The sequence below is a fragment of the Glutamicibacter protophormiae genome, from assembly GCF_014647495.1.
In the GTDB taxonomy this organism is placed as follows: Bacteria; Actinomycetota; Actinomycetes; order Actinomycetales; family Micrococcaceae; genus Glutamicibacter; species Glutamicibacter protophormiae.
This window is the reverse complement of sequence record NZ_BMPH01000004.1, coordinates 1-23461: the sequence shown is the minus strand read 5'-3', so window position 1 is coordinate 23461 and position 23461 is coordinate 1. Positions and strand designations below refer to the sequence as shown.

The window sequence follows — 23461 nt, the reverse complement described above, 5'->3', positions numbered from 1 at the left end:
CCGGCGCTGTGCCGTTGGTGCCTTGGCGCTGCCGCAGGCTAGATCCACATGGCCGGATCGATGTACTCGGCCGGGTCCACGGCAGGCTGGCGCTGCTCGGGGGTGCGCGGACGGTTCTGCGCCGGGATGCCGGTCACGATGGAGCCGGCCGGGGCGTCCTTGACCACCACGGCGTTCGCGCCGATGGCAGAATCCGCGCCGATGGTGATCGGGCCCAGCACCTTGGCGCCGGCGCCGATGACCACGCGGTCCTCGATGGTCGGGTGGCGCTTGACCTTGGCCAGCGAGCGGCCGCCCAGGGTCACCCCGTGGTACAGCATCACGTCGTCGCCCACCTCGGCGGTCTCGCCGATGACGATGCCCATGCCGTGGTCGATGAAGAAGCGCCGGCCGATGGTCGCGCCCGGGTGGATCTCGATGCCGGTGATCGCGCGGTTCGCCTGCGAGAGCAGGCGCGCGGGCCAGCGCAGCGCGGGGTTCTGCCACATGCGGTGGGCCAGCCGGTGCATCCAGATGGCATGCAGGCCGGAATACACGAAGAAGTTTTCCACGTCGCTGCGGGCGGCCGGATCGTGGGAGCGGGCGGTGGCCAGGTCTTCACGTAGCCGGGAGAAGAAACTCATGAACTCTACCTTAGTGGTTGGTCGTTTCAGTGACGGAAATACATATGTCACACAGCAAATCGGCGCGAGCCGCACCATTGCGAACCCTCTACGGTTCAACGGTGGCTCGCGCCGATTTATTCACTTTTCGGCGAACTTCTTTTCAGATCGCGCCCGCCGGGCCGGTTAGCCGCGGATGTCGTCGAAGAGCAGGGTGGAGATGTAGCGCTCGCCGAAGTCGGGGATGATCGCCACGATCAGCTTGCCGGCGTTCTCTTCGCGGGCAGCGACCTGCAGGGCGCCCCACACGGCCGCGCCGGCGGAGATGCCGCCCAGGATGCCTTCCTTCACGCCCAGGGCACGGGCGGTGGCGACCGAGTCGTCGATGCTGGCATCCAGGACCTCGTCGTACAGCTCGGTGTCCAGCACCTCGGGGATGAAGTTGGCGCCCAGGCCCTGGATCTTGTGCGGGCCCGGCTTGCCGCCGTTGAGGATCGGGGAGTCCTTCGGCTCCACGGCCACCAGCTGCAGGTCAGCGTTCTTGGACTTCAGGTAGCGGCCGGCGCCGGTGATGGTGCCGCCGGTGCCGATGCCGGCGACCAGCACGTCCACGGTGCCGTCGGTGTCTTCCCAGATCTCCGGGCCGGTGGTGTCGGCGTGGATCTGCGGGTTCGCGGTGTTGGCGAACTGCTGGGCCCAAATGGCGTTCTCGGTGGTGGCCACGATTTCCTTGGCCTTCTCCACCGCGCCGCGCATGCCGTCGGCACCCGGGGTCAGCACGATCTCGGCGCCGAAGGCGCGCAGCATGACACGGCGCTCGGTGGACATGGTCTCCGGCATGGTCAGGATGACCTTGTAGCCGCGGGCCGCGCCGACCATGGCCAGGGCGATGCCGGTGTTGCCCGAGGTGCCCTCCACGATGGTTCCGCCGGGCTTCAGCGCGCCGGACTTCTCTGCGGCGTCGACGATGGCCACGCCGATGCGGTCCTTGACCGAGTTGGCAGGATTGTAGAATTCGAGCTTGACCGCGACGTTGCCTGGCAGGCCTTCGCTCAGGCGGTTCAACTTCACCAACGGGGTTCCGCCAACTACTTCGGTGACATTGTTGTAGATCTTGGCCATCTTCTATGCAATCCTTACGTGACTTGTCTGCGAGCGAGTTCCGCGGTGCACTGACCGCGAGTGGTTCATGTCCAACACTAGTGGGGCAGCTGGAGGCTTAGGCCTCGATTAGCCATTGAGCGTAATATTTCCTGACTTTTGCGAGCTTTGGGTCGATGATGACCCTGCAATACCCCGCCTGGGAGTTGTTCGAGTAGTAATCCTGGTGGATTTCCTCGGCAGGGTAGAAATCTTTCGACTCTTCCATTGTGGTTACGATCGGATCAGGGTAGAGGCCCGCATACTTCTTGATGGCCTTCTGGAAGGTTTCGCGCTGCTGCTCGTCGAGCGGGAACATGGCCGAGCGGTACTGGGTCCCCACGTCGTAGCCCTGGCGGTTCAGGGTGGTTGGATCGTGCGTGGTGAAGAACATGTCCAGGATGACTTCCGCGGGCACCACGTCTTCGTCGAAGATCACCGCGAGACCTTCGGCATGCCCGGTGGTTCCGGAACACACCTGGTAGTAGTCCGGGTCGACGGTGTGCCCGCCGATGTAGCCCGAGATGACCGCGGCCACCCCCTTGGTGCGCTGGTATACCGCGTCCAGGCACCAGAAGCAGCCGCCGGCCAGCACGAAGGTGGTCAGCTGCTTGCCGTCGACGTCCAGGCGGGCAGTGAAATGATGGGGCGATTGAATGCTCAGAGTACTCACACAGTTCCCAACGTCGCGGCGTTGCATTCTGTTCCATCTCCAGTTCCAGCGCGTAGGCTTGGCTTATGCAGAGCAAGGCAGATAACTCGCACGAACCGCAGTCCAAAGAAGCCGTTGTGGCGCCTCCTGCGCTCAAGCCCGTTGCCGACAAGCCGGCGGATCCGCAGGAACGCACCAGCACCGTGGCGGCGACCCTGGGCAACGTCCTGGAGGCGGCCGAGGAGCTGTGGCCGCAGTCGCTGGCCGAGGACTGGGACGCCGTCGGACTGGTCACCGGGCGCACTGGCGCACAGGTCTCCAAGGTCGTGCTGGCCGTGGATCCCACCCTTGAGGTTATCGAGGATGCGATCGCCCGCAGCGCCGACCTGCTGATCACCCACCACCCGCTGCTGCTGCGCGGGGTCACCCAGGTGGCCGGCACGCACTTCAAGGGCGAGGCGATCCACCGGCTGATCGAAACCGGCACCGCGCTGCTCACCGCCCACACGAACGCCGACAGCGCCGTGGGCGGGGTCAACGACGCGCTGGCCGACGCCTTCGGGCTGAAGGACTGCGTGCCGCTGGTCGAATCCAAGGACGGGCTTCCCGAAGAGGGGCTGGGCCGCGTCGGTTTCCTCGACAAGCCGATGAAGCTGGAGGATTTCGCCGAACGCGTCTACACCGTGCTGCCGGCCGTGGCCGGGGGCATCCGGGTGGCCGGCGACCGTACCGGGCTGGTGCGCAAGGTCGCGCTGTGCTCCGGGGCCGGCGATTCGCTGTTCGACGCGGTGCGCTCGCACCAGGCCGATGTCTACGTCACCGCCGATCTGCGCCACCACCCGGCCAGCGAGGCGCGCGAAGCCGCCGGATCCGGCTTCCCCTACCTGATCGACGTGTCGCACTTCGCCTCCGAGTGGGTGTGGCTGTCTTCCGCGGCCAAGGCGCTGGACAACGTGCTGCGCGATCTGGGCCACGAGGTCGAGATCGAGGTTTCCCAGGTCAATTCCGACCCTTGGGACTTCATCCTCACCCCTTAAATAAGACGCCGATGCTGCATCATCTGGAGTTGTGGGTCCAGGACCTGGCCGCCAGCGAGGCGTCGCTCGGCTGGCTCCTGCTGCGCCTGGGATTCGCGGCCGACTCGCGCTGGAGCGCCGGGATCAGCTACCGCCACGAGGATTTCTACATCGTGCTGGAATCCGGGCCCGACGTGCTGCCCGGCGGTCATGATCGCACCCGTGCCGGGCTGAACCACCTGGCGTTCCATGCCGGAAGCCAGGAAGAGGTCGAGGCGCTGGCCGCCGAGGCAGGGGAGCATGGATTCAGCCTGTTATTCGCCGACCGCCACCCGTATGCCGGCGGACCGCAGCACTACGCCGCCTACCTGGCGGATGAGGCGGGATTCGAGGTCGAGCTGGTCGCATCCGCGGCGGAACGCTGAGCCGGGCTCAGGCCACCTTGTTCACGGTGGTGAACTGGTGGTCTTCCGGAAGCAGGATGTTCAGCGCCGTGCCCTTCTTGTCCTCGACCAGGCTCGCCTCCCACCGGGTGGAGACCAGCTCCAGCAGCTGCTGCGCGGTGGACGGCGCCTGGGACTGCTGCACCAGAAAACGCGCGACCTCGCCGCGGGTGTGCTTCGCGAAGTGCGAGACCACCTTCGGGGTGCCGTTGCGTAGCTGGAAGACGTTGACCGCCACGGTATTGCCGCCGGCCGGCTTATAGGCCGCGGCGTAGGTGCTGGAACGGGCGTCGACCACCAGCTGCCCTTCGGCCGCCTGGTCGAGCGCCGCGCTCATGCGCTTTTTCCACCAGCTGGCCAGCTTGCCCAGCGGTTCGAGCTTGACCGACATCGACAGCCGGTACGGCGGGATCCGGTCGCCGAAGCGCACCGCGCCCCACAATGCGGAGATCACGACCACCGATGCGTCGGCACGCCGCTGCGAGGCCGCATCCAGGCTGGAGTAGCCCAGGGCCTCGAACAGGACCCCCGAATAGATGTCGTGGGCGCGGGCGGCGGGCTCGGTATGCAGCTTGATGTTGCGGGTGACCTCCTTGACCAGCGATGCGCCGACCCCGAGCAGTTCCAGCGCGTTGTCCCGCGAGGAGATTTCGGCCAGCGCGGAGATGACCAGCTCGCGGTCCGCGTTCAGTTCGGGGAACGAGAGCTCGGCCAGCTCGAAGGGGGTTCCGGCGGCGTGGGCGGTCTTGCCTTCTGAAGGCGGCAGCAAAATAAGCACGCTTTCCAGCTTATCGCCACCGTCGCCGACTTCCAGCCAATCGGGAAACGGCTGGGGATCGGCCCCGACCCCTATGCCGGGCGCCGCCGGCTCACTACGCTGGAGCAACAGCGGCAAGCTCGCCGCCTGTAGCGCAGGGAGGGACCATGCGGGATGCAGCCGGCAATGCCGCCGACTTTGACGTGATCGTGATCGGAGCCGGGCCGGCCGGGGAGAACGCCGCGGACTATGCGGTGAAGGCCGGCCTATCCGCGGCGATCGTCGAGTCCGAGCTGGTGGGCGGAGAATGCTCGTACTGGGCCTGCATGCCCTCCAAGGCGCTGCTGCGCAGCGGGCAGGCGCTGGACGCTGCCCGGCGGCTGCCCGGAGCGCGGCAAGCGGCGGCCGGCACGCTGGACGTCGCCGCGGTGCTGGCCCGGCGCGACGCCTTCACCAGCGGCTGGAAGGACAGCGGCCAGGTGGCGTGGCTCGACTCCGCCGGCATCACGCTGCTGCGCGGCCACGGCAGGCTGACGGCGCCGCGCACCGTCCAGGTGGGAGCGCAGGCCTACACCGCCCGCGCCGTCGTGCTGGCCACCGGATCGGTGCCGGTGCTGCCGCCGATCGACGGGCTGGCCGAAGCCGAGCCCTGGGGCACCCGCGAGGCCACCTCGGCCCGGCGGGTTCCGCCGCGGCTGATCGTCATCGGCGGCGGCGTGGCCGGCACCGAGATGGCCTTCGCCTATTGTTCGCTCGGCTCCCGGGTCACGGTGCTGGCCCGCGGCCGGCTGCTGGGCAACGAGGAACCCTACGCCGGGGAACTGGTGGCCCAGGCGCTGCGCGAGCGCGGGGTCGATCTGCGCACGGGCACCACCCCGGCGCGGGTGGACCGCGGCCCCGACGGCGTAGTGGGCGTGCAGCTGGCGGACGGCACTGTGCTGCAGGCCGAGGAGCTGCTGGTCTCCACCGGCCGGAAACCCGGCATCGACGGGCTGGGGCTGGAAAACCTCGGCATCGCGGCCACGGCGCTGCGCGAGGTCGATGACACGCTGCTGGTTCCCGGCACCGACTGGCTGTATGCGGTGGGCGACGTGAACTCCCGCGCCCTGCTCACCCACCAGGGCAAGTACCAGGCCCGGGCCGCCGGCGCCGCGATCGCCGCCCGGCTCACCGGTCGGCCGCTGGCCGCCGGACCCTGGGGAGCGCATGCGGCAACGGCCGACCACGCTGCGGTGCCGCGCGTGGTGTTCAGCGATCCGCAGGTCGCCGCCGTGGGGCTGACCGAGCGGCAGGCGCGCGAGCAGGGGCTGGACATCGCGGTGGTCGAGCATGATCTTGGCTCGGTTGCCGGCGCGAGCCTGCACTCGGACGGGTATGCCGGCCGCGCCACGCTGGTCATCGACCGGGACCGCGCGGTAGTGCTCGGGGCGACCTTCGTCGGGCAGGACGTCTCCGAACTGCTGCACGCGGCCACCGTCGCGGTCGCCGGGCAGGTGCCGCTGGATCGGCTGTGGCATGCGGTGCCCGCGTACCCGACGATCAGCGAGATCTGGCTGCGGCTGCTGGAGGACTACTTCTACCTGCAGCCCCTGTGAGCCAGTTCGCGGGCACCGGTGGGCAGGAAGTTTTCGCAAAGGGACTAGACTGGTGGTGAATGGGATGGCCAGGCGGCCGCGTGGCAAGCAATTGTCCCGAGGAACGTCCGGGCTCCACAGAACAGGGTGGTGGGTAACGCCCACTCGGGGTAACCCGCAGGCCAGTGCCACAGAAAATAGACCGCCAGGATTTCCTGGTAAGGGTGAAACGGTGGTGTAAGAGACCACCAGCATCCCGGGTGACCGGGATGGCTCGGTAAACCCCACTCGGAGCAAGGTCAGACAGACTGCGTTATGAGGGCTGTTCGCCCCATGCAGTCGGGTGGACCGCTAGAGGCTGTCGGCAACGGCAGTCGTAGATAGATGGCCGTCCCCGCTTCGGCGGGACAAAACCCGGCGTATCGGCCATCCCATTCGCACTCTTGGACGGTGAGATGATTCACAAGCGGAAGCCTGTGGAAATTCCCTGCACCGTCTAGAATGGAAATCGTACTTGCGGGGATGATCCTGTTACCCCGCGCCACCGCAAAAGCAATGGTGCTTCTCTCGGTGCCAACCGGCTTTATGGATCTGCAAGTCGGCTGATTTGGAAGGATTCTCTGTGACCCAGCAGTCTGTCGTTGCCCAGGAAGAATGGAGCGGGCGCGAAGAGCTCGCCGAGGCCATGATTCCGCTGATCGGACGTCTCTACCGCAAGAACAATGTGGTGACCTCCATCTACGGCCGCAAGCTGATCAACCAGTCCGCCATCGATATCATCAAGGCCCACCGCGTGGTGCGCCGCATCGACGGTGAAGAGCTGGACCTGAATGCCACCAAGGCAATTCTCGATGTCATTGAAACCCTGAACGTTGGTTCGGTTTCCGTGGACCTCGGCCGCCTGAACAAGAAGTTCGTCGAGTCCGGCTCCGCCGACCTGAACGACTTCGTCTCCGCCGAACTGGGCGCAAAGGTCGGCCAGGCCGGCGCCACCGACGCAGAGCCTACCGACGTGGTCCTGTACGGCTTCGGCCGCATCGGCCGCCTGCTGGCCCGCATCCTCATCGAACGCGGCGGCTACGGCCTGCGCCTGCGCGCCATCGTCGTGCGCAAGGGCTCGGACGACGACATCGTCAAGCGCGCCTCGCTGCTGCGCCGCGACTCGGTGCACGGCAAGTTCGACGGCACCATCACCGTGGACGAGGAAAACAACACCATCCTCGCCAACGGCACCCTGATCCAGGTCATCTACTCGAACGACCCGGCCACCATCGACTACACCGCCTACGGCATCGACAACGCCATCGTCGTTGACAACACCGGCCGCTGGCGCGACGAGGCCGGCCTGTCCCAGCACCTGCAGTCCAAGGGCGTGTCCCGCGTGCTGCTGACCGCACCGGGCAAGGGCAACCTGAAGAACATCGTGCACGGCATCAACGATTCCGACATCACCGCCGATGACAAGATCGTCTCCGCCGCATCGTGCACCACCAACGCCATCACCCCGGTCCTGAAGGCCCTGAACGACAAGTTCGGCGTCATCCACGGCCACGTCGAGACCGTTCACTCGTTCACCAACGACCAGAACCTGATCGACAACTTCCACAAGGGCGAGCGCCGCGGCCGCTCGGCGGTCCTGAACATGGTGATCACCGAGACCGGTGCCGCCAAGGCCGTCTCCAAGGCCCTGCCGGAACTGGAGGGCAAGCTCACCGGCAACGCCATCCGCGTTCCCACCCCGGACGTGTCGATGGCGATCCTGAATCTCAACCTTGAGACCGCCACCGACAAGGACGAGCTGAACAACTACCTGCGCGAGACCTCGCTGGGCGCCGAGCTGCACAAGCAGATCGACTACATCGACTCGCCGGAGGTTGTGTCCACCGACTTCGTCGGCTCGCGCCGCGCCGGCATCGTCGACGGCCTGGCGACCATCGCCACCGGCAAGAACGCCGTCGTCTACGTCTGGTACGACAACGAGTTCGGCTACTCCTGCCAGGTGGTCCGCGTCATCGAGACCATGGCCGGCACCCATCCGGTTGCTGTTCCTGCAGTGAAGGCCGAAGCGGTCAACGCCTAGGCGCCACGCAGCGATACGCCCTTCCAAGGGGCCGCACCCCGTGATTCATCACGCGGGGTGCGGCCCCTTGGCCGTTCCCGGCGCCGGGGCCCGGGAGTAGACTCGGAAGCCCCGGGGAGAGGGGCCGGGGAACGGCCAAGGGGGCACAAGCATGGCTGACTCACGAGGCGCTCGCGCAGTCGACGCCCCGCCGGCGCCCGCCCGGCAACACCCCCTGCCTCCGGGCGGCGGGTCATGAAGCCCGGCCGATGATCCCCGCAGCCCAGCGGCACCGGTCGCGTGAGGCGTTCTCCGACGGGGTCATGGCGGTGGCGATCACCCTGCTGGTGCTGGATCTGCAGGTTCCCGAACCGGAGCCGGGCCGCTCCCTGGCCCGCGGCCTGCTGGAGCTGTGGCCCAATGCGCTGGCCTACGTCATGTCGTTGATCTCCATCGGCATCATGTGGCTGAGCCACCACACCATGTTCCACCGGCTGGCCAGGGTGGACCATTCGGTCCTGCTGCTGTGCATCGTGGTGCTGCCCTTCACCACCTCGGTGCTCTCCAGCTATCTGGATGTCCCCGGCCAGGGCGTCCTGGCAGCGGTGCTCTAGGCCGGTTCGTTCCTGGCGACCTCCTCGCTCTTCTTCGCCCTGCAATACCACCTGCTCAAACGGCGCCCGCACCTGCTGCGCGAGGCGCCGGATCCCGTGCAGACGCGGTTGATCCTGCGCTGCGGCCTGGTTTCGATACCCGTCTATGTGCTCGCGGCGGCGGCCGCCCTGGTGTCCCCGTATCTGACGTTGGGCATCTGCATGGTCTTGGGCTTGGCTCTACCTGTTGAGCACCGCCGGCCTCGGAGATCGGAGAACCTCCGGTTCCTAGCAGGCTGCGAGGTTCCCTCCCGGACCCGCCCGCCGTGGTGATCCGATGTATGTCGCCGCGACCTTCGGAGACGGCTTCACCGTGCTGGAGACCGGCCTGCGCGAAAACCCGCCGCGGTATTCGGTTCTCGTGGGCAGCGCCGGGGATCCGGGCCGCACTGCCTGCGTCCGCCTCGACGGCGTGTGGCTGGAGGCATTCATTCCGGAGTTCGATGTCCAGTGCGGAATCCTGGATGGGCAACGGTGGCGCCTGGGCCGGAACCGGTGGAGCGTGAAGTAATCCGGGCGCCGCCGCGCGGGCCATCGTGTTGCCAGGGGTGGCGGCCTGTGCGAAGCTCGGGGGCATGAAGCGATCAACGAACCCGGCCCCGGGCGCGTGGCCCGCAGGCATGTCGCTGGCCATCGACGAGCACGCGCAGCAACTGAGGATGCTGCTGTACATCAGGCATGCCTGGGGCCTGGCCGACGATCTGCCGCTCCCGGCCCTGCACCCGGTCCCGGAGGCCGGTTCTTCCGCGATGCCGGATGAGGTGGAACGGATCGTCTGGGAACGGCGGTGGCTGAGAACCTGGGCCCAGGCCTGGGGCGGCCAGACGCACGGCCCGTATCGACCGCCGGGTACCGGGAAGATCCTGCCTGACTCCGGGCTGCTCAGCGACACTGATGTCTGGACCGCGCAGTACGGCAGCGCGGGCCTCGACCTCCTCGCCTTCGACCGATGGGAACAAATGTTCGAACCGTCGCTCGGTCCCAGCCTCGACCCGGTGCTGCGAAGTCCCCAGGTGGCACCCGTGCTGGTTGCCGCGTGGGAGCGCGGCCTGGAAAGCCTGACCGTCGTGCCCTGGGCCGGGTACTGCATGTACCGGCTCAGCGCGTCGCACCTGGCGACTTCCTTCGACACCGCCGCCAGCTGGTCCCTGCTCAACCAGGCGCTCGCCGAGTGGATCCGCGCCCCACTGGCATGACGCGGCGGGCGAAGCATTCCCGGGTCTTGAGCGGCGCCTGATTCTGTGTCAGGCTCGCAGCACCACCGAGCGCAGCCAAGGAATGATTCGATGCCGCCGAGCAACCCCAGCAAGGCCCTGTCCTCCAGCAGCAGCAACCAGATGCGGCCGCCGGCCATGACCCCTTGCGCTCGACGGGCCCGGCCCATGGAGCGGCGCAGAATCCTGCAATTGCGCATGGCGAACCAGCTGCTGCTGGAACCTGCAGGGTCCATCCCCGCGGCCGCGGAACGCATGCTGGCCCTCCAGTCCCAGGACCTGGCCGCCGGGCGCTATGCGCTGGCCCAGCGCTCCGGGAGGAAAACCAGCCGGGCGGACATCGACGCCCTGTTCACCTCCGGCGCGCTGGTGCGTTCCTGGACCATGCGCGGGACGCTGCATATCTGCGCCGCCGGCGACGTGCGCTGGCTGGTCCGCGCGGCCAGACGGCGCACGCTCGCGGCCATGGCGCCGAGACTGCGTGAAGTGCAGATCGGCGCAGCTGACATCGACGCCGCCGGCGAACTGGTCTTCGGCCACCTGAAAGAGCACGGCTGCGCAAGCCGCGCGACCCTGTTCACGCTGCTGAACCAGCACGGAATCCCGACCGCAGCCCAGCGCGGGGTGCACCTGCTGATGTGCCTGGTCATGGACGGGCTGCTGTGCCTGGGGCCGATCCCGGAGGGCGCCGGACTGGCCGGACAGGACTTCATGCTCGTCGACGAGCTGGCGGCCGCGGACTTCGAGCCCGCAGAACCACTGCAGGAGCTGCTGCGGCGCTATCTGGCGGCTCATGGGCCGGCCAGCCTCCGCGATGCCGCCTGGTACACCGGACAGACGCTGACGCAGCTCAAGGCCGCCGCCGCCGACCTGGGACCGCAGCTGTATGGAGTGGGGCTGGACGCTCACGAAGAGGAGCTCTACCTGCTCGCGGACTGCCCGGCGCTCGACGCGCGGCTCCCGAACCGGCTCCCGCTGCGGCTGCTCGGGCACTTCGACGAGTACTATCTGTCCTACGCGGATCGCTCGCTGGCCGCCGATGCAGGCCAGCATCGGCCCGGGCAAGAACGGCATGGTCAAGCCCTTCTGGCTGCGCTCGGGACGGGCCGACACCCTCTGGAACGCAGAAACAGCGCGGACCGATCGGATCGGTGCGGCGCTGCATCAGCGGTATCTGGGGTTCCGGGCCTAGTGGCCGAACGGGTCCTCATCGGTGCCCGGCAGCCAGGTGTTGCCCGGAACGCCCCAGCCCAGGGACTTCTTGGCCTTCTTCCAGCGCTTCTCCCAGCGCGGCTGCAGCTTGTCCACATACAGCAGGCCGTCCAGGTGGTCGTACTCATGCTGCATGATGCGGGCAAACCAGCCGTGTGCCTCGAAGGAGATCGGATTGCCGAACTCGTCGAACCCTTCCACCTTGGCGTAGTCGGCGCGCTTGAGCGGGAAATCCAGGCCCGGGACGGACAAGCAGCCCTCGGAGTCTTCCTCGGCGTCAGGGACGCCCTGCGAAACCTTGGACAGGGTGAGCCTCGGATTGATCACCACGCCGCGTTCCGGTGCGTCGTCCTGGTCCGCGTAGACGTAGGTGAACATGCGAAGTCCGAGGCCAACCTGCGGAGCCGCCAGGCCGACGCCGTGCGCCGCATCCATGGTGGTGTGCATGTCCGCTACCAGCTGGCGCAACTCGTCGTCGAACTGCGTCACCTCCACGGCGCGAGTATGCAGGACGGGTTCCCCATAGACGGTGATCTGCCGAATAGGCACGTGATCAGTTCCTTTCCAAAAAGTGCTTAGAGTGCTCGTCCAATAGTTTCACGCATAATCTCACTTGTGCCACCGAAAATGGTCAGCAAGCGGGATGCGGTGAACGACTGGGCGATCGGGTACTCCATGATGTAGCCGTATCCGCCGTGGATCTGCAGCGCCCGGTCGGTGAGCTTTTTCGCGCTTTCACTAGCCCAAAGCTTGACCTCGGCCGCTTCTGCCGCGGTGAGCTCGCCGGCGTTGTACGCAAGCACTGCGCGATCCACGAAACTCTGGGTGACATGCGCCTCAGTCTTCAGATCCGCCAGCTCGAAGCGGGTGTTCTGGAAGTCGGTCAATGCCTGGCCGAAGGCGGAGCGCTCGCCGGCATGGGCCAGGGCCTGGTCGAACGCGGCGGTGCAGATCGCGCTGGCAGCCACGGCGATCGCCAATCGAGCCTGGGGCAGCTGTTCCTTGATGTAGGCGAGACCCCGGCCCACATCGCCGATGCGGTCAGCGTCGGAGACGCGCACCTCGTCGAAGAACAACTCGGCGGTGTCCGAGGCACGCAGCCCCATCTTGTCGAAGGGCTGGCCATTCGAGTAGCCCTCTGAACGCTCCACCATGAACAGGGTGAATGAATCCTCGCCGGCACGCGAGGTCTGTCCATCCGTGCGGGCCAGCACCACCGCTGCGTCGCCATGGGCGCCGTTGCCGATGAAGGTCTTCTGACCGCTGAGCAGCCAGTCCTCACCGTCGCGCACCGCCTTGGTGCGCACGCCACGCAGGTCCGACCCGGCACCGGGCTCGGTGAAAGCGCATGAGGTGATGGTGGAGCCGTCCACGAAGCGCGGGAGCCAGCGCTGCTTCAGGTCCTGCGAACCGTAGGCCAGCAGGTAGGGGAGCACCAGGTCGTCGTGCAGGTGCAGGGCCAAGGCGACTGCAAGGTGTCCGGAACGGACGAACTCTTCATCGAGCACGACACGAAAACGGTAGTCGTCGATGCCCATGCCGCCGAATTCCTCGGGCACGGCCAGTCCCAGCAGGCCGTTCTCGCCGGCCGACTGCCATACCTCTCGGGGAATCTGGTGTTCTTTTTCCCATTGTGCATACTTACCGGCGATCTGCCTGGAGTTGAACTCAATGGCAAGTTCGCGGAACTGTTCGTGATCTTCTTCAAAGAGCGCGCGTTTCACGGGGAGATGCCTTTCACGGGGTGGGGAGGTGCGGCAGGCCGGAACGAGTCTGTCGTCCTGCGGATTTATTCACTTCCATTATGGTCGCACCCGCTGACATGCGCCTATTTGACGTCGAATATCTGATGCTCTCGTCATTTTTGAAGCAGTAAGTCACGAAAAACACGGGGTTAGACCACCATGGACACCAGATTCGAATATAGTTTCGAATCCTTGTCGTAACACGCCTTAACGACAAGGTGCCAGCATCAAAGGATGCTGGCACCGGTCTGTATCGGTGGGAGTCATTTGCGCTCATTGCGAGTGATTGCAATCTAAAGTCCCGCGATCCGTTCCATCAGCTACTGTGATTCCCCCAAGAACCCATCGCATAGGCTGACTGAACAAGAATCATCATATGCGTAAGTATGGACATTTAAGGAACAAAACCGGGGGACTAGGTAGGTGATCACTCAGAAATAGGTAGGGCTAGAGTATATTCTGTGGCCTGCAGCACTTCCGAGTCGCCTGTAGCGGGTTCAGCCAGCAGCTGCCGGCGGTCGGTAATACCCAGTTTCGAGTAAGAACGCTGCAGGTGGCCCTCCACGGTACGCGGGGACAAGAACAGCTCCTTGGAGATCTCCTGATTGCTCGCCCCTTCGGCGGCCCTGATGCACGTGGCATACTCGCGTGCAGTCAACAGCGACTCGTCGACGCGCGCACGCCCCAAGGCAGGGGTATTGACCTGGTCCAGCGGCTGGGCAATCTCCAAGGACAGCCCCAACAGATGGGTAGCTGCAGTCCGCCGCCCCATTGACCTGGCACGTTCGGAGCCGCTGGCGGCCAGCTGCGCCGCCAGCAGCAGCTGCCCTGCCTCCGCATGGGCCTGGACCAATTGGCCCACAGCAGACTCCGTCGGGTCGTCGAGCGCCGCCTGGTAACCCGCCAGAGTCGCCGCGAGCGGCCCTTGAACCTGCTCCGCAGCCCGCGAGAGCCGCTCAACGTCCGTGAGCAACCCGCACTGCCAGGCCTCGAGCAGCAGCCGCATCACCAAGTTTTTCCGGCCGAAAGCCTCGGCAGACGCAAGATGCTTCTCCAAATGTGCTTGCGCAGCATCGCGCCCTTCGACTTCCAGGATCACCGACAACAAGGACCGCTCAGCGATTGGCCTCAAGATCTGCCCCGACACCGCAGGCTCGGAGCGAGACATGTCCAAGTAGTACGACGCCTTCGCCCGATTTCCCAGCAGATTGGCGGCGTAGGCCGCGAACGCCGAGGCGAAGCCCTTGATCAGATATGGGTCTCCCACGGACAGCAGTCCAATGGCTTGTTCCAAGGTCGACAATGCCTGTGAAGCCAGTCCGGACTCCAAGAAGCCCATGCCGATGCTCACGATGACATTCGCATGATCGGCGTTCGCCTGTTTGAGATCCTCGCCCACCGACATCTGCGCAAACGTGGCCGGATTCATCCCCAAAGCAAATGCAATCGTGGGGAAAGCAAAGATCAGCTCGGCCCGCACCGCGGCGGACCACTCCTGCCATTCCTGCGACGATGAAATCCGAGCGTACTCAGCCATGGCATCTTCGGCCAGCCCCGCATATGACTGCTCAATCAGCACATGGGCCAGGAACGATGCCCTACCTTCGGTTCGAAGCTCGGGCATTTCCGCGTATCGGCGCAACGCCTCCACATCGACGAGCTTATTCGCCCTTGACCGAATCAATAGCAAATACGCGGCGACCCCGGGCGGATCACCTGGACGCTCCTCAAGAATCTTCTCCGCAACTTCGAGCCGCCCCAAACTCGCATAGGCAATCTTGGCGGCGACAAAACGCATCTCCGGCGAACCCTGCGGCAGGTGTTCCTGAAGCAAGGCCAATGCGGCTTCCGGCTTACCTAGCTCGTATAGCGCGTCGGCACGGGCAATCAGCAACGTTTCCAACTGCGCAGGGGAGTCGACTCGCTGTTGATCCAGCAGGTCGGTCAGCGCGATCACCTGAGCGAACTGTCGCGCGCTCGCCGCTTGTTCAACGTCGGAGAGCAATTCCCGAATCGGCACCGTCAGTCCCATATCCAAGCGATGCCTGGTGAATCGGCTGCGAGACGCTGAATCAAATAGCTCCCACGACAATCTCTCATCGATTGTCTTGATATGCCGGCGCAGGGTCGAGGAATCAAAGCTGCTGAAGACCAGCTGCGATGAGAGCCCAGCTCCGAGGCGAACGCGTTCGGTGCGCTCGCCGGTCACCGGATTCTCCGACACGAGGTCCAATCGCACCAAGTCGGCGTCGATGGCGTCGTAGATGGACTGCCCCATGAGCTTGCGAGCCACGCCAAGGGGAACTGGGCCCGTGACGGCGAGAAGCTCCAAGGCCTCGCGGACGTTATCGGGTTGATCGCTCAGCCGGGCATTGATGAGATCCGTTGTTCGCTTTCCATGGGGCGCCCACGCACGGCTGAGCGTCCAGTAGTCCTGCTGCTTGGTAAGGGCACCGGTTGCCTGTGCGTCCAGGGCCAGCTCGCGAAGATGCAATGCGTGGCCGCCGGAGAACTCGAGCAGCGACGTGACGGTGCTGGAATTGACTTCTCCGGCAAGGATTTCGGCGAGCATCATGTGCGCATCTTCATATGTCAACGGCTCGAGTTCAATACGCGTGAAAGTCGGCGAGGAGATCAGTGAGCGAAGTTCGCTCGGCATGGAACGTACCGTCGTCGCCGCGACAACCAGTCGAATGTTGCCGGCGGTACAGAATTGCTTGAGGACGGCAGCACTCTGCTGGTCCACGTGTTCGGCCTGGTCCAGGAAAATCCACTGTGTGCGTTTGCTTGTAGCCTGGCCTATGCCTGTGACTAGTTCGGTGGGAGTTGTCCCGGCAGGCCCGTCGGGAATCTGGGTTGCCAAGACGCTCAGGGTGGAAAAGGGGACCGAACTCAGCGACTTGGAGCCGATGATCCAAATGAAGTTGGATTCGATGCGATCCATGAGCTGCAAGGAAAAAGTTGTGCGTCCGGTGCCGACGTCTCCGATGATGAAGACGGGGCCACCACGATGAGCTGCCTTAATTGCAGTGTTCAGGGCATCTACACGTGAGGGAAGAACTTCTCGGCGTTCGATCTGGAAGCCAGTCATCCTACTAATATCAAACTCCCAGGTAGCGCCAGTCAAGTATCGGCCACTCATAACTCACGTAGTTTTGAGGGTATTGCAAGAGTGACTTTACTAGTAATAATGTCCCGGTCAACGGGTAACCTAGGTAGGTTATCCAACGCTTGTCGAATAATTGACGCGACCCATTGAATGTTCCATACTGCATGGCTGACATTCCATGGCGAATTTGATGTGGCTCACGCGCCCGAAATAATAACGAATATTGGCGTAACATTTCCAAAATTCCTGTTGTCCGTCGATTTTCCTGTTTCATACTGCAGTCCAAAAGCAGTGATCAGTTGACGAATTCATGCTTTCGAAGTTGCGAACCGGCGATTATCCAACCCTTGAAACGGCGTTTCGGGCGAACGGCGGGGAAGAGCGGCCGGATTGTTTGCTGCTTCCTATCAAGCCTGTGATCCCCTGTAGTTTCATCGCCCTTTGTGGAGGAGCAGGCTGTTATCCTTCCGAACTTTCATCAATTCGCGATTTCTCGTGTTTTCCCGTGCAATTGCCGAGTCATGCAGGTTCGGGTTCCCAGCGCCCGGCCTCACGCTTGCCTGGGTCGCAGGGAATTCTATGCAGTCGGCAAGGGAGCGGGCGGCGGCTTCAGCGCTGATGTTGTTCTTTCCAAGTTTGGATTGCTGGGCTCGCCGTGCGAAGGAATTGCCTGGAACTTTGTGCCCTGTCATGGTCGCGAATGCACGGCGCGTGCGGGCTCGTAATCCTTGGAGCAGAGCCTTGCTTCCACCATGGTGTCCTCAAGGGTGTCATGTGTGACTCGACCGATCATTCTGGCCGGATTTCATCGTGCCGTCTTGGCGCCGAAGATCCTGGCTGTGGCGGTCACGATGTTTTCTGCTGCCAGCGGGGCGCCGATCCCCGGGCGCGCTTTTGCAAGGATGGCTGCGACACCCCGAAACCGGGCAAGAAGTCATTGCAGCGGTTGCTGGTTGTCGAAGGTCCTGCATGTCGACGATCGCGCAGCGTATGGAAACACCTGGTTTGGAGCTGCGGACCAGCATGGTGAACGGGCGTTGTTCCGGGATCTGGTAGCGCTGGATCGTTGCTGGGCATAGTGAAAAAAGACCAGGCTGGAATCTTCGTCAAGGACTATCCCTCGAACCAGATACCAGCCTGATCTAAATGGGGTGAGTAACGGGGCTTGAACCCGCGACCTTCTGGACCACAACCAGACGCTCTACCGACTGAGCTATACCCACCATATTTACTAAGAACCTAGTCAAAACACGATTAAGTTTCAACCGGAGTCCTTGGCAACGAGAATTACTATACACCGAAACTTTGAGGAAATGCCAATTCGGGTTTCCCGGTGCAGAGCGGGGCATTTTTGGGTGGGGTAAATTTGAGTTCATGCCTACTTCTGCAGAAAAACTTGTGTGGATCGATTGCGAAATGACCGGGCTCAGCCTGGAGAACGACGCGTTGATTGAAGTCGCGGTCCTGGTGACCGATTCGGAACTCAATGTCCTGGGTGACGGGGTGTCGGTTGTGATCAAGCCGGAGCCCCAGGCCCTGGAGCAGATGGGCGATTTCGTCCGCAACATGCACATCAACAGCGGGCTTCTCGAAGAGCTTGACGGCGGCATGGGCATGTCCGAGGCCACCGCCGTCGTCATGGACTACATCCGTGCCTATGCTCCGGAGCCGAAGACCGCCCTGTTGGCCGGCAACTCGGTCGGCACTGACAAGAATTTCCTGGCACGCGACATGCCAGAGGTGATTGACCACTTGCACTATCGGATCGTCGATGTGTCAACGATCAAGGAACTCAGCCGCCGCTGGTACCCGAAGGCCTACTACTCGGCCCCGGCCAAGGATGGCAATCACCGCGCGCTCGGCGATATCAAGGATTCCATCGACGAGCTGCGCTACTACCGCGCCGCTGTCATGGTTCCGGCCCCCGGGCCGGTTTCGGAGGTTGCCGCGGGGATTGCCGCGGAGATTAAATCCAACCCTTCCTAGGGGGCGTCCGGCGACTCCCCGGCGGCCAGTGATGCAACGCACAGCCGCCAGGGGCGTTGCCGATTGGCCAGCATCGGGAAAATGTGTGTATAGTATTTCTCGTTGCCGAATACGGGGTCGCCGCGCAAAAGCGTTTTGACTTGGTACGAAAGCCAACATGGTGGGTATAGCTCAGTCGGTAGAGCGTCTGGTTGTGGTCCAGAAGGTCGCGGGTTCAAACCCCGTTACTCACCCCAAATGATCACCCGATCGGAAACATGGTTTCCGATCGGGTGTTTTGCATTCATCTCCGCGCCGCAGACCAATGGTGTGATTCGCTTCGCATGCGGGCTGTCGTCCAGAGTTGGCGCAGGCCTGCGTGCTAGAGTTTCCGTTGATTCTTTTGTAATAATGGGCGTCCAGCGCCCGGCCGTGGGAGAAGTTCGCAGCGGGCCCGTTTCGGCGCGCTGACATGCGCAAAGTACGCGCGGCAAACCGCCGCCCCGAGCGGTTCGAGGACGGCGAAAGGGAAAAGATGGCGCCAGACATGCGCAAGGATTCCGCCGCGCGGCCCGTGGCAGACGCCCCGTCGGCAACCGATCGACATGCGTCCTTCAACCCGCTGTGGCAGGGGCTGGTCGGCTCGATGATGATTGCCTTGGGTTCTTTCGGCGTCGGCTGGCTAGCCAGCGTTTCTCCGATGAACCGCAACCCGCTGTTAATCGCCATCCGCACCGAATACGCCGGCGTCATCACCTCCACCGTGGTACTGACCCTAGGCTGCTGGATCCTGTTTCGTGCCTGGCTCCGGCTGGGCCAGGTTAATGCAGGCTGGGGCCCGGATTCGCTGAAGGCGGTCAAGAAGGCCGTCTGGACCTGGTCCGCCCCGATGCTGCTGGCGTTGCCGATCTTCTCACGCGACGTCTTCGCCTACATCGGCCAGGGCCGCCTCGTGGATGCCGGGCAGGACCCCTACGTCACCGGCATCTCTTCGCTGAACAACTGGTTCCAGCTGGGCACCGACATCACCTGGGCGCAGGATGAGACCCCGTACGGTCCGCTGTTCCTGCTGCTCGAATACTGGGTATTCCGCGCCGTCGGCTTTAGCCCCGACCTGTCGGTGCTGCTCTTTCGCTTGATTGCCTTCGCCGGAGTCATCTTGTGCCTGGTTTATGTGCCCAAGCTCGCGGCGCTGCACCACGTCTCCGGGGCGAAAGCCGCGTGGATCACCGTCGCGAACCCGTTGTTCCTGATCAGCTTTGTCGCCTCCGCGCACAACGACGCGGTGATGGTGGGCCTGGCCGTGGCCGCGACCTACTACGCCGCCACCCGGCGCGGTGTCCTCGCGGTGGTTCTGATGACGGCCTCCATCGGAATCAAGCCGATCACCATGGTGCTGCTGCCGTTCATCGGCCTGCTGTGGGCGGGAACCGACGCGAAGTGGCCGCGCAAGATCCTCTACTGGTGCTACACGCTGGCGCTGTTCGCCGCGATCATGCTGGCCGTCGGGCTGGCCAACGGCTACGGCATCGGCTGGCTGAAAGTCATGCTGGGCACCGGCACCGGCTCGGTGCTGTTCGCCCCCGTCGGTGCCCTGAACGCGTTGCTCTCCGGCATCTTCGATGCTTTCTCGCTGCCCACCAACTGGATCCTTCCGGTGCTGAAGGTCGGCGGACGCCTGCTCTCCGTGGTGCTGGTGCTCGTGCTGATCTTCAAGGGCAAGCCATCGCACCTGGTGCAGCGCATGGCGTTGGCCTTCACCGCGCTGGTGGTGCTCTCGCCGATCGTGCAGCCGTGGTACCTGCTGTGGCTGCTGCCGTTCTTCGCCGTGACCGGGATCCGCGACGACTGGCAGATCGTCTGGGTGTACTTCACCACCGCCTTCTTCATCGCCTTCGGCGCCGCCGACCAGCTGTTCATCTGGCAGTTCCTCGGGGACCTTGACCCATGGGTCAAGCACCTGTCCACCGGCATCTCCTGGGTCGCGATGTTCTACCTGGCCTACCTGGATCCGCGCACCCGCACGTTGTTCACCGGTCTGGTGCCCTCGAAGCAGTGGCTTCGGGTGTTGCGCAGCGGCCCCAAGAAGGACGAGGTCGCGCCATCGTAGCCCCCACCCACCGCGACAACCGGCAGCCCGGGGCCGCGCCGCAGCGTCCGGGTCCGCGGGACTCGCGGGGGCCGATCCTCCAGGGGCTGCTCGCCTCGGCCATGGTCACCTGTGGATCCTGGGGCGTGGGCTGGCTGCCCTATGCCCAGGAATCGGTGCTCGCCCGATCCCCGCTCGTGCTCCCGCTGCGCGCCGAAACCGTCGGCGTGATCATCTGCACGCTGCTGCTGGCCGTGGGCACGGTGCTGATGTTCCGCGCCTGGCTGCGCCTGCGCCAAACCACCAAAGGGCTGGGGGACCGGGCCCTGGGGCTGATGCGCCGGGCGGCCTGGACCTGGTCCGCGCCGATGCTGTTCTCCTTCCCGATCCTGTCCCAGGACGTGTATTCGTACCTCGGGCAGGGACGGCTCATGCATGCCGGGCTCTCGCCCTATGAGAACTGGGTGTCCCAGCTTCCGGGCTGGTTCGCCCAGGGCGCGGACTCGCTCTGGGCCGAATCCTCCTCTCCCTACGGGCCGCTGTTCCTCATGTACGCCCGGCTGGCGTATTTCGTCTCCGGGGGAGTCCCCGAATACGGCGTGGTCATGATGCGTCTGGTCGCGGTGGCAGGGGTGGCGCTGTGCATCTACGCGATTCCGCGGCTGGCCCTCAAGCTCGGCGGCGATCCGACCTGGACGCTGTGGGTCTCCGTGGTGAACCCGCTGTTCCTGATGAACATGGTCGGCGGCGTGCACAACGACGGGCTGATGCTCGGCGGCGTGCTGCTCGCCTTCCTGCTGGTCTACCGGCAGCGACGCGTACTGGGAACCATCGCCATGGCGCTGTCCATCGCGATCAAGCCGGTGATGCTGCTGGCGCTGCCGTTCCTGGGGTTGGCGATGCTCAAGCCCGAGGCCCGGCTGCGCTCCAAGATCCGTGTCTGGCTGTGGATCACCGCGATCACGGTGGCGATCCTCGCCGCGCTTGGCGCCGCCACCGGCCTGTGGTTCGGCTGGATCGGCGGCGTGGCCAGTTCCGGCGACGCGGCGTTCCCCTACGCCCCGGTGGGCCTTTTCGGCCTGCTGGTCGGCTGGATCGGATCGCTGTTCGGCGGAAGCATCAATGCCGTCGCCGACATTGTCTACGCGGTCTTCAAGGTGTTCAGCATGGCGATCATCGCGTGGCTGGCGCTGCGCAAGCCGGCCGGAAACCCGCTGCTCTACTCCGGGTACGCGCTGGCGGCCAGCGTGCTGCTGGCCCCGATCATCCAGCCCTGGTACCTGCTGTGGCTGATCCCGTTCTTCGCCCTGGGCAAGAAGTTCAGCGTCGGCCAGGAACGCCTGCTGTACGTGCTGTGCCTGGTGCTGGCGATCGCCGGCGTCGTCGACCAGCTTTCCGTGGCACAGTGGTTCTCGCTGCTGTGGATGCGAATCTTCGCCGCGCTGGTCGGCCTGCTCTGCGTGGCCTACATGGTGTTCATCGATCCGAAGACCGCGCCGCTGTTCGGCCATCTGGGTCGCCGGCTCAGCCCGCGAACCCGCAAATTCCTACGTATTCCCAATCCAGAAGAAACGAGGCAACAGGACCGTGATGCAACCGGTTAAAACCCTGTTCAACGCCCGCGAGGCGACGCGTCCGGTGATCCTATGGCTGCTGGTCCTGACCGCGGTCGGCGCCGGTATTGCGGTGCTGACCAAGCAGTGGTGCCGAGTGAATGCCTGGCCTGCGGCCGAGCAGCACCTGCACATGTGCTATTCGGACTTCACGCAGCTGTTCGGCACCCGCGGCATGGCCGACAAGTTATTCCCGTATTTCACCGGACTGCCGCCGGAGCAGGCGCTGGAGTACCCGGTCCTGCTGGCCATCGTCGCCGGCGTGACCGCGTGGATGATCCCCGGCATCGGGTTCTCCCCGGAGCGCCAGCTGGCATACTTCGATCTGAACTCGGCGCTGTCCTTCATCTGCTGGGCGGTGATCGTCGTGGCCATCGCCTACGCCGCCCGCCATCGCAGCCGCGACGCCATCATGGTCGCACTGGCCCCGGGAATCATCCTCACCAGCCAGTTGAACTGGGACCTGTGGGCCGTGATGCTCGCCACCCTGGGCCTGCTGGCGTTCTCGCGCAAGCACATCGTGCTGGCCGGCGTGCTGCTGGGCCTCGGCGCCGCAGCGAAGCTGTACCCGTTCTTCCTCTTCGGGGCGATTCTGGTGCTGTGCCTGCGTTCAGGGCGCATGCGCCACTTCTGGGTGTCGCTGGCCTCCGGCGTGGTGGCGTGGCTGGCGGTCAACGTCCCGTTCATGCTCACCGCTTTCGACGAATGGAGCCGTTTCTACACCTTCTCCGGGGACCGCCCGGCGGGCAACTCCTCGATGTGGCTGGCCTTCGCCGGAACTGGAATGTCCGGCTCGACGATGTCGCTGCTGTCCAACGGCCTGTTCGGGTTGGCCTGCCTTGGCATCGCCTACCTTGGCCTGACCGCACAGCGCCGCCCGCGCATGGCCCAGCTTGCGTTCCTGATCGTTGCCGCATTCCTGCTGCTGGGCAAGGTGTACTCGCCGCAGTTCGTGATGTGGCTGATCCCGTTGTACGTGCTGGCCCGGCCGAAGTGGCGCGAATTCCTCGTGTGGCAGCTGGTCGAGGTTTTCCACTGGGCGGTGGTCTGGCTGTGGAGCGCCAAGGCGGTCTCCGAGGGCGGATACTTCGGCGGTAGCTGGACCATTGAGATCCTGTACGGCCTGGGCATTGTGGCCCACATGGCGATGCTGATCTACATCTGCATCAAGATCATCGGGGATATCCGCAATCCCGAACGCGATGTCATCCGCGCGGACGGAACAGACGACCCGTTGGCCGGTCCGATTGAACATGCTGATGATGCCTTCGTCCTGGGGTCGGCAAAGAAGAGCTGATCCCCAGTCCACGAGAAAGCACTACGGATGCCGCCGATTTTCCCTGCAGGGAAGATCGGCGGTTTCCTTTTGCCGGAAGAAGTCTTTGGGAGCTGGTCCTACGGGTCGGGGTCCTCGGGCGGGTCCTCAAGCTCCTCACGCAGCAAGGTCTTCCCGCGCACCCATTTCGACTGCGTCAGCAAATCCGGAAACCGGCGGTGCCGGTACCCGGTCACCGGCGGCGCCACTGACTGGTAGTAGGCTCCGGTGCCCGGATTGATGCGGATGGAGTGGGAGTACTCCCCGACGGGCACCTCGACCCAGTTCGGGGATTCCTTGGCC

The 23461-nt window shown here is 64.5% G+C and carries 18 protein-coding genes, 2 tRNA genes, 1 other RNA gene and 2 pseudogenes; 14 read left to right on the top strand and 9 right to left on the bottom strand.

The window, feature by feature from the left end; genetic code table 11:
- Positions 1 to 38: 38 nt before the first annotated feature.
- The 3 genes from epsC to msrA form a co-directional block, all read right to left on the bottom strand.
- Entirely contained in the window at positions 39 to 623 is a 585-nt protein-coding gene (gene epsC / locus IEY43_RS06305) for a serine O-acetyltransferase EpsC (RefSeq protein ID WP_053797996.1), read from the bottom strand.
- Between the two features lie 165 nt (positions 624 to 788).
- A complete protein-coding gene (gene cysK, locus IEY43_RS06300) occupies positions 789 to 1724 on the bottom strand; it encodes a cysteine synthase A (RefSeq protein ID WP_188947765.1) in 936 nt (311 codons plus the stop codon).
- 97 nt (positions 1725 to 1821) lie between these two features.
- The gene (msrA, locus tag IEY43_RS06295) at positions 1822 to 2349 is read right to left on the bottom strand and encodes a peptide-methionine (S)-S-oxide reductase MsrA (protein WP_188947950.1); all 528 of its coding nucleotides are present in this window, start codon (positions 2347 to 2349) and stop codon (positions 1822 to 1824) included.
- Positions 2350 to 2480: 131 nt separating this feature from the next.
- On the opposite strand from msrA, the gene IEY43_RS06290 reads away from it, so the two are divergent.
- Both IEY43_RS06290 and IEY43_RS06285 read left to right on the top strand, forming a co-directional pair.
- Positions 2481 to 3431: a Nif3-like dinuclear metal center hexameric protein gene (locus IEY43_RS06290; protein WP_188947764.1), complete on the top strand. Its 951-nt coding sequence runs from the start codon at positions 2481 to 2483 to the stop codon at positions 3429 to 3431.
- 11 nt (positions 3432 to 3442) lie between these two features.
- Complete coding sequence (locus IEY43_RS06285) at positions 3443 to 3835, top strand: VOC family protein (RefSeq protein ID WP_188947763.1); 393 nt, start codon at positions 3443 to 3445, stop codon at positions 3833 to 3835.
- A gap of 7 nt (positions 3836 to 3842) precedes the next feature.
- On the opposite strand, the gene IEY43_RS06280 is transcribed toward IEY43_RS06285, so the two are convergent.
- Entirely contained in the window at positions 3843 to 4631 is a 789-nt protein-coding gene (locus IEY43_RS06280; protein WP_188947762.1) for a YaaA family protein, read from the bottom strand.
- A gap of 146 nt (positions 4632 to 4777) precedes the next feature.
- Between IEY43_RS06280 and IEY43_RS06275 the strand changes: the two genes are divergently transcribed.
- The 7 genes and pseudogenes from IEY43_RS06275 to IEY43_RS18135 all read left to right on the top strand — a co-directional run.
- Complete coding sequence (locus IEY43_RS06275) at positions 4778 to 6205, top strand: dihydrolipoyl dehydrogenase family protein (protein WP_188947761.1); 1428 nt, start codon at positions 4778 to 4780, stop codon at positions 6203 to 6205.
- 60 nt (positions 6206 to 6265) lie between these two features.
- Positions 6266 to 6622: RNase P RNA component class A (rnpB, locus tag IEY43_RS06270), an RNA gene on the top strand.
- A 184-nt stretch (positions 6623 to 6806) separates the two neighbouring features.
- On the top strand, positions 6807 to 8264 hold the full coding sequence (locus IEY43_RS06265; protein ID WP_188947760.1) for a glyceraldehyde-3-phosphate dehydrogenase: 1458 nt from the start codon (positions 6807 to 6809) through the stop codon (positions 8262 to 8264).
- A 248-nt stretch (positions 8265 to 8512) separates the two neighbouring features.
- Positions 8513 to 8857, top strand: a complete 345-nt coding sequence (locus IEY43_RS06260) for a TMEM175 family protein (protein ID WP_188947759.1) — start codon at positions 8513 to 8515, stop codon at positions 8855 to 8857.
- Positions 8858 to 9173: 316 nt separating this feature from the next.
- Positions 9174 to 9407 carry a hypothetical protein gene (locus IEY43_RS06255; protein ID WP_188947758.1) on the top strand — a complete coding sequence of 78 codons (234 nt, stop codon included), beginning with the start codon at positions 9174 to 9176 and terminating at the stop codon, positions 9405 to 9407.
- Positions 9408 to 9471: 64 nt separating this feature from the next.
- Positions 9472 to 10092 carry a hypothetical protein gene (locus tag IEY43_RS06250; RefSeq protein WP_188947757.1) on the top strand — a complete coding sequence of 207 codons (621 nt, stop codon included), beginning with the start codon at positions 9472 to 9474 and terminating at the stop codon, positions 10090 to 10092.
- 90 nt (positions 10093 to 10182) lie between these two features.
- Positions 10183 to 11142: pseudogene (locus IEY43_RS18135) on the top strand (winged helix DNA-binding domain-containing protein); the annotation flags it as partial.
- 156 nt (positions 11143 to 11298) lie between these two features.
- Here IEY43_RS18135 and def read toward each other — a convergent pair.
- From def to IEY43_RS06230, 4 genes are all read right to left on the bottom strand, one after another.
- A complete protein-coding gene (def, locus tag IEY43_RS06245; RefSeq protein WP_188947949.1) occupies positions 11299 to 11871 on the bottom strand; it encodes a peptide deformylase in 573 nt (190 codons plus the stop codon).
- A gap of 26 nt (positions 11872 to 11897) precedes the next feature.
- Complete coding sequence (locus IEY43_RS06240; RefSeq protein WP_188947756.1) at positions 11898 to 13046, bottom strand: acyl-CoA dehydrogenase family protein; 1149 nt, start codon at positions 13044 to 13046, stop codon at positions 11898 to 11900.
- 448 nt (positions 13047 to 13494) lie between these two features.
- Positions 13495 to 16158, bottom strand: a complete 2664-nt coding sequence (locus IEY43_RS06235) for a LuxR family transcriptional regulator (protein ID WP_188947755.1) — start codon at positions 16156 to 16158, stop codon at positions 13495 to 13497.
- 1165 nt (positions 16159 to 17323) lie between these two features.
- A tRNA-His gene (locus IEY43_RS06230) sits at positions 17324 to 17399 on the bottom strand.
- A gap of 151 nt (positions 17400 to 17550) precedes the next feature.
- Here IEY43_RS06230 and orn point away from each other — a divergent pair.
- The 5 genes from orn (at position 17551) to IEY43_RS06205 (ending at position 23140) form a co-directional block, all read left to right on the top strand.
- Positions 17551 to 18162 (top strand): oligoribonuclease, encoded by a 612-nt coding sequence (orn, locus tag IEY43_RS06225; protein WP_188947754.1) that lies wholly within the window; start codon positions 17551 to 17553, stop codon positions 18160 to 18162.
- Positions 18163 to 18322: 160 nt separating this feature from the next.
- Positions 18323 to 18398, top strand: a tRNA-His gene (locus tag IEY43_RS06220).
- 290 nt (positions 18399 to 18688) lie between these two features.
- Entirely contained in the window at positions 18689 to 20251 is a 1563-nt protein-coding gene (gene mptB, locus IEY43_RS06215) for a polyprenol phosphomannose-dependent alpha 1,6 mannosyltransferase MptB (protein ID WP_188947753.1), read from the top strand.
- On the top strand, positions 20197 to 21834 hold the full coding sequence (gene mptB, locus IEY43_RS06210; RefSeq protein ID WP_188947752.1) for a polyprenol phosphomannose-dependent alpha 1,6 mannosyltransferase MptB: 1638 nt from the start codon (positions 20197 to 20199) through the stop codon (positions 21832 to 21834). The genes mptB (IEY43_RS06215) and mptB (IEY43_RS06210) overlap by 55 nt, the downstream gene beginning before the upstream one ends.
- Entirely contained in the window at positions 21821 to 23140 is a 1320-nt protein-coding gene (locus IEY43_RS06205; protein ID WP_188947751.1) for a glycosyltransferase family 87 protein, read from the top strand. The genes mptB (IEY43_RS06210) and IEY43_RS06205 overlap by 14 nt, the downstream gene beginning before the upstream one ends.
- Positions 23141 to 23238: 98 nt before the next feature.
- Here IEY43_RS06205 and IEY43_RS06200 read toward each other — a convergent pair.
- Positions 23239 to 23461, bottom strand: a pseudogene (locus tag IEY43_RS06200) (HNH endonuclease); the annotation flags it as partial.